The following is a 13,266-nucleotide window of genomic DNA, read 5'->3' as shown; positions in this document are numbered from 1 at the left end:
CGGCCCCGTGACCTCTCACGTGGACTCCATCTCGCACGCCTCCTCCACCCCCGAGCTCGCCCAGCCGTGGGCAGAACTCGGACTCAAGGAGGATGAGTACGCCCGCATCCGCGAGATCCTGGGGCGCCGCCCCACGGACGCCGAGCTGGCCATGTACTCGGTCATGTGGTCGGAGCACTGCTCCTACAAGTCCTCCAAGGTGCACCTGAAGTACTTCGGGGAGACCACCACCGAAGACATGCGGTCCACCATGCTCGCGGGCATCGGTGAGAACGCCGGCGTGGTGGACATCGGCGACGGCTGGGCCGTGACCTTCAAGGTGGAGTCGCACAACCACCCCTCGTACATCGAGCCGTACCAGGGCGCCGCGACCGGCGTCGGCGGGATTGTTCGCGACATCATGGCGATGGGCGCGCGGCCCGTGGCTGTCATGGACCAGCTGCGCTTCGGACCGGCGGACGCCGACGACACACACCGTGTGCTCCCGGGCGTCGTGGCGGGCGTCGGTGGTTACGGCAACTGCCTGGGCCTGCCCAACATCGGTGGCGAGACCGTGTTCGACGAGTCCTACGCCGGCAACCCGCTGGTCAACGCCCTGTGCGCCGGTGTGATGCGGGTGGAGGACCTCCACCTGGCGTTCGCGTCGGGCAAGGGCAACCGCATCATCCTGTTCGGCGCCCGCACGGGCCTCGACGGGATCGGCGGCGTGTCGGTCCTGGCGTCGGAGACATTCGACGTGGGCGAGGACGGCGCGCCCGTGAAGCCGCGCAAGCTGCCCAGCGTGCAAGTAGGCGACCCGTTCATGGAGAAGGTGCTCATCGAGTGCTGCCTCGAGCTGTACCGCGAGAAGCTGGTCGTGGGCATCCAGGACCTCGGTGGCGCCGGCCTCGCATGTGCGACCTCCGAGCTGGCCGCGGCCGGTGACGGCGGCATGCACATCGTTCTGGACAACGTCCCGCTGCGTGCGGAGGGGATGAGCGCCGCGGAGATCCTCTCCTCCGAGTCGCAGGAGCGCATGTGCGCCGTGGTGGCCCCGGAGAACGTCGACGCGTTCATGGAGGTGTGCCGCCGCTGGGACGTTCTGGCTGCCGATATCGGCGAGGTCACCGACGGCGATCGGCTCACCATCGAGTTCCGCGGCGAGATCGTCGTTGACGCCCCGCCGGAGTCGCTGGCCGACGAGGGGCCGGTCTACGAGCGTCCCGTCGAGCGCCCGGCTGATCAGGACGCCCTGCAGGCCGACACCACCGCCGGCCTCGCCCGCCCGGCGACCGGCGACGCGCTCCGGCAGACGCTGCTGGACATGGTCTCCAGCCCAGCCCTGTGTTCGCGCAAGTTCATCACCGAGCAGTACGACCGATACGTGCGCGGCAACACGATCCTCGCGGAGTACGCCGACGGCGGCGTCCTGCGCATCGACGAGGAGTCCGGCCGCGGCATCGCCCTGTCGACCGACGCCTCGGGCCGCTACACCCGGCTCGACCCGTACGCGGGCGCCCGGCTAGCCCTGGCGGAGGCCTACCGCAACGTCGCCGTCACGGGCGCGACCCCGGTCGCGGTGACCAACTGCCTCAACTTCGGCTCGCCCGAGGATCCGGGTGTGATGTGGCAGTTCCGCGAGGCCGTCCACGGGCTCGCCGACGGGTGCGCCGAGCTGGGGATCCCCGTCACCGGCGGCAACGTGTCCTTCTACAACCAGACCGGGACCACGCCGATCCTGCCGACGCCCGTCGTGGGGGTGCTCGGCGTGATCGACGACGTCGCGCGCCGCACGCCCACCGCGTTCGGCGACACCCCCGGCGAGAGCATCTACCTGCTGGGCGTGACCCGCGACGAGTTCGACGGTTCCATCTGGGCCCAGGTCGCCCACGACCATCTCGGCGGGACGCCCCCGACCGTGGACCTGACGTGGGAGGCCACGCTCGCCCGCATCATGGCGACCTGCTCCAAGGACGGGCTGATCACCGGTGCCCACGACCTGTCCGAGGGAGGCCTCGCCCAGGCGCTGGTCGAGTCGGCGCTGGCGGGGGAGTGCGGCATGCGCATCGTGCTGCCGGAGGGCGCGGACCCGTTCGTGTGGCTGTTCTCCGAGTCCTCGGGCCGCGTCATCGTCTCGGTGCCGCGCGGCGAGGAGATCCGCTTCCAGCAGATGCTCACCGCGCAGAACATCCCGCATGCCCGAATCGGCGTGACCGACCCGGACCCGAGCACGTTCGAGGTGCAGGGCCAGTTCACGCTGACGATCGACGAGCTGCGCGAGGCACACGAGGGGACGCTGCCGGCGCTGTTCGGCGTCGACCCCGTCTGACGGTCGCCGTCGACGGCCGGGCCGGGGGTAGGCGGGCGCATGCGTGATCTGCGGAGACGCGAACGGGTGCTCGCCGTGGTGCTCGCCGGCACGGCCGGGTTCGTCGACGCGGTCGGGTTCCTCGTGGTGGGCGGCTACTTCGTGTCGTTCATGAGCGGCAACTCCACGCGCATGGTCGTCTCGCTCGCGGACGGCGACCTCGGCGCCGCCGGCATCGCGGCCGTCGTGCTGGTGTCGTTCTTCACCGGCGCGGTGGCCGGCGCGGTCGTCACGCGCCGCCGCAACCTCGACGACCGGCCGGCCGTCCTCACCCTCGTCGCGGCGCTGCTGGTGGCGGCTCTCGTGGCGCAGCGGCTCACCACCGTCGAGGTCCTCGCGGTGCCGCTGTCGGTGGCGGTCGCGGCCACGGCGATGGGCGCCATGAACTCGGTGTTCCACTCCGGCGGCGAGGTCTCGCTGGGCGTGACCTACATGACGGGTGCGGTGGTCAAGTCCGCCCACCGCCTGGTCGACGCGCTGGCCGGCGGCTCGTGGGCGCCGTACCGCCAGCAGGTGGCGCTGTGGTCGGCGCTCGTGCTGGGCGGCGTGGCGGGGGCCCTGCTGCACGTGGTCATGGGGGCCGACGCGTTGGCCCTGGCCGCGGCGGTCGTGATCGCCGCCGTGATCGTGACGGCCCGGCTGCGGGCCCGGGACCTCCGAACGCCCTGACGGCCCGTCAGGGCGTCCGGGCTCAGCGTCCTCCTCGTCGTCGTGCCCTCAGGTAGGCCTCCCGCGCGGCGAGGCCACGGACCACCTCGTCGAGCATCGGACGCACGAACCGCGCCTTGTGCGCGGCGTCGGAGGCCGCCGCGGCGGCCAGGTTGAGCGCGGAGAACACCGCCAGCATCAGCGACACCCGCACCAGGGTCACACTCACAGGGAGTCCGAACAGCAGGCCGCCCGTGTCGTTCAGGGGGCGCAGCGTCCACCGGGTCTCCGTGATGTCGGGCACCGCGATCCAGCCGAGCGTGAGGAAGAAGAACACGAGCGTGGCGAACAGCGCCGCCTGGATGAGGGTCGCCACGACCGGCACCAACACGAGGTTGATCCGCTCGCCGCGGCGCAGCGGGTGCTCGGGTCCGCGGTCCCGGAGCTCGTGGAGGATGTCGTCGCGCGTCGAGATGCCGACCAGCAGGACGGTGAGGGCCACGACGACGCCCAGCACGGCGACGGTGCGCGGCCAGGACAGTTCCACCATGACCTGCCAGATCTCCACGCTGAAGAACAGGAACAGGACCGCCAGCATGAGGATCGGCAGCACGCGCGCGACCATCGGCCCCGTCGTCGTCAGTTCCCGGCGCACGCGGCGCGCCGACCAGCGCACGAGCGACCCGAGCCCGGTGTAGGTCCCGACGAGCACCGCGGCCGCGGCGAGGAGGGTGGTGCGGTGGGAGGGGCCGTCGTGCGGGTCGAAGGCGACGTGGGGGACGACGACGAGGGCGATCAGCGACACCAGTCCGAGGGCGGAGCCGGTCGCCGGGCCGGCGCGTCGGGCCGTCTTCGACACCAGCCACCCCACGAGCGGGGCGATCGCCACGAGCGCGATCGCGAGCAGGAGCAGCTGGACGATCGGCTCGGGGGCGGCGAGCAGCTCGGGATCCGAGTCCGGGCCGACACGCTCGAGGAGGGCGGTCGTGTAGTCGTTCGACCGGTCGGCGGCCGCGAGGCCGGTTCCGGCGACGGCGAGCGCGGCGCTGACGCCGGCGGACCGGGACAGGACCTCGCGGCGTCGGGTCGAGGGGGCGATCATGAGCGGCAGGCCCAGCGCACGCAGGTGGTCCTCGTGTGCGGGCAGGCTGCTCGCGGGCGTCGGATCGGGCGTGGGCACGGCGATATTCTCGCAGCGATCCGCGGTCCGGCGGGTCGTACCGGACGCTATCGTCGAGCCATGTCCACCAGCGAGCGCACGGCGTCGGCTGCCGGCGGCGACGCCGCCCCCGCCGCCCCGCCCGCGACCCCGACCACCTCCCCGGCCGCGTCCCGGGACGAGCAGGTCCCCGCCGGGCCGCCCGTCTACGTCAGTCCACCGACGAAGGTCCGCGACGACACGGTGCGGCCGCCGCTGCCGGGAACCGTGGTGGACACCGTGTTCTTCGCCCTGGCCACGGTCGCGGCGGCGTGGTTGGGCTGGCGGCTCCTGGACGACGTGTGGCGCCACGCGTGGTGGCACTTGTTTCTGCTCGTCCCGTTCTGGGCGCTGGTCGCCTACCTGGTGTTGCCGCGGCTGCAGACCCTCCTCACGTCGGTGTACGTGCCCGGCTACTTCATCGCGCGCACCCGTACCTCCGACGGCCTGCTGGGGGATCCGGTGAACCTCGCGGTGGACGGCACGGCGCGGCAGATCCACGAGGCGATGACGGCCTGCGGCTGGGTGCTGGCCGACGACGTCACCGTCAGGTCCTCGTGGGGCATCGTCGTCTCGTCGGTGCTGCGGCGGTCGTACCCGTCCGCGCCGGTGAGTCCCCTCACGCTCTTCGGCCGGCGGCATTGCCTGGCCTACCAGCAGGAGGTCGAGGGCAACGCGTCCCGGCGGCACCACGTCCGGTTCTGGCGCTGCCCCGACGGCTGGCTCCTGCCGGGCGGTCACCGGGTGCAGTGGCTGGGCGCCGGCACGTACGACCGCGCGGTGGGCCTGTCGCTGTTCACGCTCCAGGTCACCCACAAGATCGACGCGGACATCGACGTCGAGCGGGATTACATCGTCGACTCGATCCGCTACCACGTGCCCGAGGCGGGGGTGCGGGTGCTGGAGAACTTCTCGGCCGGTTACCACTCCCGCAACGGCGGTGGCGACGCGATCCGCACCGACGGTGACCTGCCGGTCGTGGACCTGCGCGCCGTGCCCGTGCCCGACGTGTCGGCGGCGGAGCTGCCGCCCGGGGTCGTCCGGGCGGCGCGCGGATACGACGACCCCCGGGCCGAGGGCGGGATCGCGTCGGGCGACCCGGACCGCCCGGCCGATGACGCGGCCCCCGACCCCGGGCACCTGCCGCGCCCCGCCGCGCTGACGGCGGGATGCGCGCTGGTCGCGGTGACCGTGCTCGTCCTCACCGTCCTCGCGCTGCGCGACGTGCTGGGCGGGGCCGACCTCGAGGAGTTCGCCGGCCTGGACGAGTCCGAGGTCGTCCCGGCCGTCATGGCGCTCGCGGTGTTCATCGGCGCCGTGTACGGGGCGATGGCCGTCCTCGCGTTGCTCACGTGGCTGGGGTACGCGCGGCCGCGCGTGTGGCTGCTGACGATGACGGTGGTCAGCACGATCTCCACCGAGTACGGCCGCCTGACCACCGAGGCCGAACAGGACACTTTCCTCGGGGGCTATTCTGTCCTGGCCGTGAACGTTCTCATTTTGTTGTTGCTCACCAGTCGGCCCGCGCGCACGTGGAGCCGACGCACCGCGCAGGAGCGGCGCGCGCGCCGGCGAGCCCTGCCGGCGGGCGCGGGGGCCCGGGCGTGAGCCGCGTCCCCGACGCCGCGGCGGTGCGGGCGGCCGTCGAGGAGGTGGCCCCCTGGCTCGACGACGACGAGACGAACGCCAGACCTGGTCGGTCGGCCCTCGCGGCGGCGGTCCGCGGCACCGTGGAGAGCCTCGCGGCCGAGCTGCCGGGGCGGTCGGTGGAGGTCCGTGTGCCGCCGTACGCCGCCGCGCAGTGCGTCGAGGGGCCGAGGCACACGCGGGGGAGCCCGCCCAACGTCGTCGAGACGGACCCGCGGACGTGGCTGCAGCTGGCCACCGGCCGGGTGACGTGGGAGACCGCCGTCGCCGAGGGCCGGGTGCGGGCCTCGGGGACGCGGGCGGCGGCGGTCGCCGCGGGCCTGCCCGTCGTCCGCCGGGCGTGACCGCGGCCCTCGGGTGGTCCGCTCGCCGGCCGGCTGGAGGGGGTGCCGCCGCTGGCTTTGGGGTCACGGGGGTCGGGGAACGTAGACTTGCAGCACACACCGTCGGGGTCCGTCCGGGCGGGGAGTCCCGAAAGCCGTGAGGGAGCACCAGCTGGTGGAGAGCACGTCGTCACGTCCGGCACCGTCCGGGGCACTGCGCCGTACCGGCGTCCCCGCAGCCGTGGGGCTCGGGCTGCCGGACCCGTCCGCGCCCGGACCGGCGGGTCTGCCGATCGACACCGAACGGATCGGCCCCGTCGAGGAGTGCGGCGTCTTCGGGGTGTGGGCCCCCGGCGAGGACGTCGCCAAACTCACCTACTACGGCCTGTACGCGCTACAGCACCGCGGCCAGGAGGCGGCCGGTATCGCCGTCGCCGACGGCGAGCAGGTCCTCGTCTACAAGGACCTCGGCCTCGTGAGCCAGGTCTTCGACGAGAAGACGCTCGAGTCGATGCACGGCCACGTCGCGATCGGCCACTGCCGGTACTCGACCACGGGCGCGGCGAGCTGGGACAACGCCCAGCCGATGTTCCGCCCCACCACCGAGGGCGGTTCCGTGGTCCTCGGGCACAACGGCAACCTCGTCAACACCCGCGAGCTCAAGCGGCACGCCACCGAGCTGGGCATCCGCGGGTACACCGAGGACAGCGCGCACTCGGACTCCGACATCATCTCGACCCTGCTCGCGCACGAGGCGCGGGAGGGCGGGCTCGAGGAGGCCGCCGCCCGCCTGCTCCCGCACCTGCGGGGTGCCTACTGCCTCACCTTCTCCGACGAGAACACCCTGTACGCGGCGCGTGACCCGCACGGGGTCCGCCCGCTGGCGCTCGGTCGCCTGGAGCGCGGGTGGGTCGTCTCCTCGGAGACCTCCGCCCTGGACATCGTGGGCGCCTCGTTCGTCCGCGACATCGAGCCCGGAGAGCTCATCGCGATCGACGCCGACGGTGTACGGTCCCGCAAGCTCTCGCCCCCGACCCCCAAGACGTGCGTCTTCGAGTACGTCTACCTGGCCCGGCCGGACTCGGTGATCAACCAGCGTCTGGTCAACTCCGCCCGCGTCGAGATCGGTCGCCGGCTGGCCCGTGAACACCCCGCCGACGGCGACCTGGTCATCCCGGTGCCCGAGTCCGGCACGCCGGCGGCCGTCGGGTACGCCCAGGGCTCGGGCATCCCGTTCGCGCAGGGGCTCACGAAGAACGCCTACGTGGGCCGCACGTTCATCCAGCCCAGCCAGACCATTCGTCAGCTGGGCATCCGCCTCAAACTCAACCCCCTGCGCGAGGTGATCCGGGGGCAACGCCTGGTGGTGGTGGACGACTCGATCGTCCGGGGCAACACGCAGCGTGCCCTGGTGCGGATGCTGCGCGAGGCGGGCGCCCTCGAGGTGCACGTCCGGATCGCCTCGCCGCCGGTGCGCTGGCCGTGCTTCTACGGCATCGACTTCGCCAGCCCGGCGGAACTTATCGCCAACGGCGTCGACGCGTCGGACGGGATGCTCGAGGGAGTGCGTCGCGCGATCGGCGCGGACAGCCTCGGGTACGTCTCGGTCGACGGGATGATCGAGGCGAGCGGCCAGCGCAGCGAGGAGCTGTGCGCGGCGTGTTTCGACGGGCACTATCCCATCGAACTCCCCGACGACTCGGCCATGAGCGCGGCCGTGCGTGCGCTCGCCGCCGAGGTCGGCGAGCTGGAGATCGCCGAGGCCCCGGACAGCAGCGAGATCGCGGACGCCGTCCACAGGCTCTGACACCGGCGTCGACCGCCGACCCCCACCGGGCGCCCGAGAGCGGCGCCGACGAGGAGAGACACCACATGACCGAGAACCCACACCCCCCGACCGGCGCCTCGTACGCCGCCGCCGGCGTCGACATCGACGCGGGTGAGCGCGCGGTGGAGCTGTTCGCGCCGCACGCCAAGCGGGCGACCCGGCCGGAGGTGATGGGGGGCCTCGGTGGCTTCGCCGGGCTGTTCTCACTGAAGAACACCTACCGCCAGCCGCTGCTCGCCTCGTCCACGGACGGTGTCGGCACCAAGATCGCGGTCGCCCAGGCGATGGACGTGCACAACACGGTCGGGATCGACCTGGTCGCCATGGTGGTCGATGACCTCGTGGTGTGCGGCGCCGAGCCGCTCTTCCTTCAGGACTACATCGCGATCGGCAAGGTCGTCCCCGAGCACGTCGCCGACATCGTCGAGGGCATCGCCGAGGGATGCGTCCGCGCCGGCTGTGCGCTGCTGGGCGGCGAGACCGCCGAGCACCCGGGCCTCATGGCGCCGGGCGAGTACGACATCTCCGCTACCGGCGTGGGGATCGTGGAGGCCGACGAGATCCTCCAGGCCGAGAACGTCCGGCCGGGCGACGTCATCGTCGGAATGGCCTCCTCGGGGCTGCATTCCAACGGGTACTCCCTGGCCCGGCACGTACTGCTCGACCTCGCGCGGCTGCCCCTCGAGGGGCACGTCGAGGAGTTCGGCCGCACGCTGGGCGAGGAGCTGCTCGAGCCGACGCGGATCTACGCTCTCGACTGCCTGAGCCTCATCGCCGAGACCGACGTCCGCGTGTTCAGCCACGTCACCGGCGGTGGCCTGGCCGAGAACCTGGCCCGCGTGATGCCACGCGGTCTGGTCGCACGGCTCGACCGCGGTCGGTGGCCCGTGCCCGCCGTGTTCGGCACGATCGCGCACCACGGCCGCGTCGAGCAGGCGGAGATGGAGCGCACGTTCAACATGGGCGTGGGCATGGTCGCAGTTCTGCCCGAGGAGGACGTGGACCGGGCCCAGGCCGTCCTCACCGCCCGCCACGTGGAGAACTGGGTGATCGGCCACGTGGAGAAGGCCGGCGAGGACGCCGACGCGCCCCGCGTGGTGCTCGAGGGCTCACACGCGCGGTTCTGACCGCCCCACGCGGGCTGCACGACGACAGCGACCCGGCCGGGGCAGTTCCGGCCGGGTCGCTGTGGTTCTCGGTTTATCCCCGCCCGCGCCACGTACGTGGGCCGGGCATCCGTAGGGGGATGCCCGGCCCACGAGAGGTCTGGCGGGAGCGGGAGTGGTCAGTACCTGGTGTCGCCGTCGGACCACGACCCGTAGGGGTCGTCGTCCTCGTCGGTGCTGAGCCGCATGGACGACCCCCCACCCGACAACTCCTGCTGAAGACGTTCTAGGTCCGTCTGCGGAGTGTTGTACTTGAGTTCGCGAGCGACCTTGGTCTGCTTCGCCTTCGCGCGGCCTCGGCCCATTGACCTGACCCCCTCGGAAACGGTGCTGGGCCACCTCGGGGGTGCCCATTGCAAGTGTGAGTATCTGCCTGCCCACAGGATAGCGTGCCCGGCGCGGAATGTCCGCCCGGGTGTCGTGGAGCGGCCCGCGGGTCGGCCACACACGGGGGTGGGCGGCGCCTCCCCGGCAGGAGCCGCGCGGTCTGTCAGGACCGGCCGCCGGGGCCGTCAGGCCCGGCGGGGGGCGTCAGGCCTGGCCGCGGAGCCGACGGATCGCCTCGCGGCCGGCCTGCGAGCCGCCGTCCTGCGGGGCGGTCTCGGGATCGACGGCGGCGTCCACCCCGCCGATCTCGAGGGCCGAGTCCATGGGGACCGCTCGCTTCAACAGGGCGAGGGCGACCGGGCCGTCCTCGTGATGCTGGACGACCGTGCCCACGCGGCCGACCGGGCGGCCACCCGCGCGGACCTCGGCGCCCACCGCGGGCAGGTCGTCGCCGCTCGAGCCGTCCAGCTGCAGCCGCACGAGGACGCGGGGGGAGCGTCCGAGGTTATGGACCCGGGACACCGTCTCCTGGCCCCGGTAGCAACCCTTGTCCAGGTGCACCGCGCCCCGCTCGGCCACGCCGCCGATCCAGGTGGGGATCTCGTGGGGGATCGTCTTCTCGTCGGTGTCCACGCCCAGGCGCCCCCTCGGCGGGGTCGTCCCGGCCGCACGCAGCGCCTCGAACGCCCAGGAGCCCGCGGGCCGGGCGCCCGCGTCGACCGCGGCGGCGAACCACGCCGTCAGCGCCGGGCGGGGGACCACCAGGTCGACCGAGCCGGCCTGGGGCCACGGCATCCGACGGGCGATCCCGCCACCCGGCAGCGCCACGCTCGCGTAGTCCCCGGTCGGGAGGTCGACCTCGGCGCCGTCGGGCGAGGTGAGGGTCGTGGGCAGGCCCGCCCCGGCGAGGGTGAGGACCGCGAGGTCGGCGGCCGCGGGGGACGCATCGGCCCAGAAGACCATCTTGGTGAGGAACTGCAGCAGCGACTCGCCCCGACCGGGTTCGGTGTCCACGACCACCGTGGCGTCCACGTCGGCGAGCACGGCGTGGTGCTCGATCCGCCCGTTGGCGTCCAGCACCAGCGTCTCGCCGCCGCCGCCGTCGCCGATCTCGGCGACGTGCTGGGAGACGAACCCCTCGAGCCACGTCAGCCGCTCGCCACCGCCGATGGTCAGGACATCCCGATGGGAGCGGTCGACGACCACGAACCCGGAGTCGGCGGCCCGCTGCTCGACGAAGGGGTCGCCGTAGTGGTGGGGGACCCCCGCGTCAGCGGAGTCGTCGCTCGCGTCCACCGCTCCGGGGCGGGCCAGGATCGGGCTGCGGTAGCGGCTGTCGGTCCGGTCGGGCACAGCTGGATCGGTCACGATCGCGAGTGTACGTACCAGGTCGTAGTGTGGGCTCCATGGGCACTCCAGCGGGAACGGCGATCGATCGACCTGACGAGGCCAGGGTCGTCGTCCTGGTCTCCGGCGGACCGGAGGGGCCGCGGCCACGGGTCCACCCGGCGGACGAGCCGTTGCTCCTGGCGGACGACCTCGCCGCCGTCCGGGGGGACGGGTGCTTCGAGACCCTCCTGGTGGTGGGAGGCCGCCCGGCCAAGCCCGAGCGGCATCTCGCGCGTCTGGCGAGGTCGGCGGCCGCGTTGGGGCTCACGGGGCCCTCGGAGTCCGCGTGGCGGGCCGGAATGGACCTGGCCGCGCGCGAGTGGGACACCCGGACGGAGGCCATGCTGCGCCTGGTGCTGTCTCGTGGACCGGAGCGGGGCGGGCAGGAGACCGCGTACATCACCGTCGCGCCCGTCAGTGGGTCCGCGCTCCGGGCGCGGGCGGAGGGGATCGCCGTGACGGCCCTCGGTCGGGGGTACGCCTCCGATGCCGCCGGATCCGCTCCGTGGCTGCTGATCGGCTCCAAGACCCTGTCGTACGCCACGAACATGGCGGCGCTCCGGCACGCCGCGGCGACCGGGTTCGACGACGTGGTCTACCTCTCCTCGGACGGGGAGGTTCTCGAAGGGCCGCGCTCGACGGTGGTGATCGCTCGCGACGGTGAACTGCTGAGCCCACCGGCGGAGGTCGGGATCCTGGAGGGCACGACCCTGGCCGCGATGGCGGAGGTCGCCGCACGCGATGGTGTGCCCGTGCGGCGCGAGCGTCTCCTGCTCACCGACCTCGTGTCGGCCGACGCGATGTGGCTGCTGTCCTCCGTGACGCTGTACGCCCGGGTCCGCCGGATCGACGACACGACCCTGCCGGGCGGGGACCCCGGGATCGACGTCGCCGGGATGGTCGATCGCGCGGTCGGACGCGCATGAGAACCGCCCACCCGACCGGGGTCGGGTGGGCGGGAGCGGAGTCCGCGGGACGGGCCGGGTCGGCTACGCGGGGCGGGTCGGCTACTCGGGGCTGGGTCGGTTGCGCGGCCCGGGACCCGTTCGGGTCAGCCCGCGACGCGGCGCAGGCGCGCGGACATGTGTGGGACCAGGCCCTTCTCCGGGTGGACCCGTTCCTCGACCCATCCGAGGTCGCCGCCCTCGACGATCCCGTAGATCCTCTTGGCGCCGCCCCGCTTGGGGCCGGTGGGGGAGGCGAGGACCACGTCGGTGGCCATCTCCCATGCCGACTGGGTGATGGGGGTGCCGTAGTACATCTCGATGATCCCCGAGGCGTGGGCCACGAGGAACTCGAGCTGGTCGTCCGCCGAGATCCTCCAGAACCCGGTCTCGCGGTAGGCCGCGTCGTTCACGGCGCCTCCGGAGTCGTAGGTCCACGAGCGGGACGTCCAGCTCAGGTAGTTCTCGCCGTCGTGCGAGACCACCACCTGCTGGCCGAACCGGTGCTGACCGCGGTCCTCGGTGTCCGCCTCGCCCTCGCCCTCCCAGACACCCACGAGGGGTAGCAGGGCGAGTAGGCCGGGGTGGAGGTCGGGCCCGAAGCGCAGGTTGGCGGTGTCCTCGGGGACAGGGAGTTCGGAGAACGCGGGGATGTTCCGGCGGGCGGTCTCCTCGGAGCGCTGCGCGGCGGCGTTGACGGCAGCGTTCCCGGACCCGCGCACCACCGACTCGCCCCCTACCCCGTCAGGGGTGGGCGGCGTGGGGTCACCGGCGTTCGGCTGGCCGCTTTCCGTCACGACTCGTCGGTGACCGTGCGGTAGACGATGTAGCAGGTGGCCCACAGGATGGCCAGCGTGCAGAGGACCAGGAGGATCTCGAAGAAGAGCACCATGGCCTGATTCTAACCCCGAGGCGTTCAGCCCACTGCGATGCGGGCGTCGATCGAGTGGATGAGGCAGTCCTCGGGTGGCACGACGAAGTCCTCGGAGACCCTGGCCTTCACGCCCAGAACGGTCGCGAGCGTGAACTCCGCGTGTACGACGCCCTCCCGGCCCGGGGGGTCCACGGTGAGGACGATGTCCCGCACCTCACGGATCACCGAGTACTGCAGGTGCAGGTGGAGGTCCCAGCGGAGTTGGGCCGCGTTGAAGCCGGTCTTGATCCCGTTCTCGCGCCGCACGCAGTCGGGTGCGAACGGGACGCGGAACGCCGCGGCCGGCGCGGTGAGGGCGGTGAGGTACATCCGCACCGCCTCCTCGCGCTCCTCTGGGGAGTACGGGCCGGGGTGATCGGGTACCTCCGGGGTCGCCCCCCGACGCTGATCGATACCCACGAGGACTGCGGAGGCGATGGAGGCGCCGACGGCGACCACCGAGGCCCGCCCGGCCATGCCGAGCGCACGGGACAGCAGAGACATGAGATCGAGACTAGCCAGCTTCGCACCCGCGC

Annotated in this window: 12 protein-coding genes; 7 read left to right on the top strand and 5 right to left on the bottom strand. The window is 72.7% G+C overall.

Annotation, left to right across the window (positions count from 1 at the left end; all coding sequences use genetic code 11):
* Positions 1 to 7: 7 nt before the first annotated feature.
* Both purL and DCI01S_RS09580 read left to right on the top strand, forming a co-directional pair.
* The gene (gene purL, locus DCI01S_RS09585) at positions 8 to 2,308 is read left to right on the top strand and encodes a phosphoribosylformylglycinamidine synthase subunit PurL (protein WP_061229001.1); all 2,301 of its coding nucleotides are present in this window, start codon (positions 8 to 10) and stop codon (positions 2,306 to 2,308) included.
* Positions 2,309 to 2,347: 39 nt separating this feature from the next.
* A complete protein-coding gene (locus DCI01S_RS09580; protein ID WP_061229000.1) occupies positions 2,348 to 3,016 on the top strand; it encodes a YoaK family protein in 669 nt (222 codons plus the stop codon).
* A gap of 22 nt (positions 3,017 to 3,038) precedes the next feature.
* Here the strand turns inward: DCI01S_RS09580 and DCI01S_RS09575 are convergent, their stop codons facing one another.
* On the bottom strand, positions 3,039 to 4,175 hold the full coding sequence (locus DCI01S_RS09575; protein WP_061229024.1) for a hypothetical protein: 1,137 nt from the start codon (positions 4,173 to 4,175) through the stop codon (positions 3,039 to 3,041).
* 60 nt (positions 4,176 to 4,235) lie between these two features.
* Here DCI01S_RS09575 and DCI01S_RS09570 point away from each other — a divergent pair, with 60 nt between their 5' ends.
* From DCI01S_RS09570 to purM, 4 genes are all read left to right on the top strand, one after another.
* A complete protein-coding gene (locus DCI01S_RS09570) occupies positions 4,236 to 5,801 on the top strand; it encodes an LssY C-terminal domain-containing protein (protein ID WP_244881695.1) in 1,566 nt (521 codons plus the stop codon).
* Positions 5,798 to 6,184: a sterol carrier family protein gene (locus DCI01S_RS09565; protein ID WP_061229023.1), complete on the top strand. Its 387-nt coding sequence runs from the start codon at positions 5,798 to 5,800 to the stop codon at positions 6,182 to 6,184. Before DCI01S_RS09570 ends, DCI01S_RS09565 begins: the two co-directional genes overlap by 4 nt.
* A gap of 136 nt (positions 6,185 to 6,320) precedes the next feature.
* Positions 6,321 to 7,970 (top strand): amidophosphoribosyltransferase, encoded by a 1,650-nt coding sequence (gene purF, locus DCI01S_RS09560; protein WP_156482570.1) that lies wholly within the window; start codon positions 6,321 to 6,323, stop codon positions 7,968 to 7,970.
* Between the two features lie 65 nt (positions 7,971 to 8,035).
* A complete protein-coding gene (gene purM / locus DCI01S_RS09555; protein WP_061228999.1) occupies positions 8,036 to 9,118 on the top strand; it encodes a phosphoribosylformylglycinamidine cyclo-ligase in 1,083 nt (360 codons plus the stop codon).
* Between the two features lie 158 nt (positions 9,119 to 9,276).
* Here the strand turns inward: purM and DCI01S_RS09550 are convergent, their stop codons facing one another.
* Positions 9,277 to 9,462, bottom strand: a complete 186-nt coding sequence (locus DCI01S_RS09550) for a DUF3073 domain-containing protein (protein ID WP_007630683.1) — start codon at positions 9,460 to 9,462, stop codon at positions 9,277 to 9,279.
* A gap of 226 nt (positions 9,463 to 9,688) precedes the next feature.
* The gene (gene ygfZ / locus DCI01S_RS09545) at positions 9,689 to 10,852 is read right to left on the bottom strand and encodes a CAF17-like 4Fe-4S cluster assembly/insertion protein YgfZ (RefSeq protein ID WP_082767723.1); all 1,164 of its coding nucleotides are present in this window, start codon (positions 10,850 to 10,852) and stop codon (positions 9,689 to 9,691) included.
* Between the two features lie 38 nt (positions 10,853 to 10,890).
* Between ygfZ and DCI01S_RS09540 the strand changes: the two genes are divergently transcribed.
* A complete protein-coding gene (locus DCI01S_RS09540; RefSeq protein WP_061229021.1) occupies positions 10,891 to 11,799 on the top strand; it encodes an aminodeoxychorismate lyase in 909 nt (302 codons plus the stop codon).
* A gap of 125 nt (positions 11,800 to 11,924) precedes the next feature.
* Here DCI01S_RS09540 and DCI01S_RS09535 read toward each other — a convergent pair whose 3' ends face one another.
* Positions 11,925 to 12,614 carry a heme-binding beta-barrel domain-containing protein gene (locus DCI01S_RS09535; protein ID WP_174521546.1) on the bottom strand — a complete coding sequence of 230 codons (690 nt, stop codon included), beginning with the start codon at positions 12,612 to 12,614 and terminating at the stop codon, positions 11,925 to 11,927.
* A 119-nt stretch (positions 12,615 to 12,733) separates the two neighbouring features.
* Positions 12,734 to 13,234, bottom strand: coding sequence for a DUF8021 domain-containing protein (locus tag DCI01S_RS09530; protein ID WP_061228996.1), 501 nt, complete (start codon positions 13,232 to 13,234; stop codon positions 12,734 to 12,736).
* Positions 13,235 to 13,266 lie beyond the last annotated feature (32 nt).

Source organism: Dietzia cinnamea NBRC 102147 (assembly GCF_001571065.1).
Lineage (GTDB): Bacteria > Actinomycetota > Actinomycetes > Mycobacteriales > Mycobacteriaceae > Dietzia > Dietzia cinnamea.
This window is presented reverse-complemented; position numbering and strand designations above follow the sequence as displayed.